Annotated in this window: 1 protein-coding gene; it reads right to left on the bottom strand. The window is 72.0% G+C overall.

Going from position 1 to position 735, the window contains the following annotated elements; all coding sequences use genetic code 11:
* The coding region (locus CCN72_RS33425; protein ID WP_244174602.1) for a polysaccharide deacetylase family protein at positions 1-735 on the bottom strand (735 nt) is incomplete at both ends.

Genomic DNA, 735 nt, shown 5'->3' with positions numbered 1-735 from the left:
TGCGCGCGTTCAGCGGGCTCGGTGTGACCGCGATCCAGTGGGACGTGGTGAGCGGGGACGCGTTCGCCACGGACGCCGACGCGGTGGTCAAGCAGGTGCTGGACGGGGTGCGGCCCGGCTCGGTGGTCGTCATGCACTGCACCCGCAGCGCCGCCCCGACCACCGAGCCGGGCCGCACCCCGTCCAGCACCTGCTTGACCACCGCGTCGGCGTCCGTGGCGAACGCGTCCCCGCTCACCACGTCCCACTGGATCGCGGTCACACCGAGCCCGCTGAACGCGCGCAGCGTCTGCTGGTCGTAACAGCCGCCCGGGAAACGGAGGTACGGCAGCGCGTTGCGCAGGCCCGCCTTGCGGAAGGCGGTGTAGGCCCGCTCGACATCCGCGCGTCCGTGTTCCGCGTCCATGGTCGGCAGGCCGTAGCAGCTCGGGGTGAACGCGTAGTGGCTGTAGGAGTGGTTGGCGACCTCGAACTGCGGGTCGCCCCCGAGACTGCGGGCCTCGTCCGGGTACTCCTCGGCCCACCGGCCGGTCATGAAGATGGTCGCGGGCACCTTCAGCGTTCGCAGGGCGCCGATCAGACCGGGGTTGTCGAAGTGCTCGCCGGAGGCGGCGCGGGGCCCCTCGTCGGCAGTCATGTCGGCGTCGAAGGAGAACGCCACGATCTTGCCCTTGTCGCGCGGGCCGTGTTCGAAGACCGGGGTGAGGCCGCCGGGACCCGGGGTGAGCACGGGCG

It is taken from the genome of Streptomyces murinus, assembly GCF_002154555.1.
Lineage (GTDB): Bacteria > Actinomycetota > Actinomycetes > Streptomycetales > Streptomycetaceae > Streptomyces > Streptomyces murinus.
This window is presented reverse-complemented; position numbering and strand designations above follow the sequence as displayed.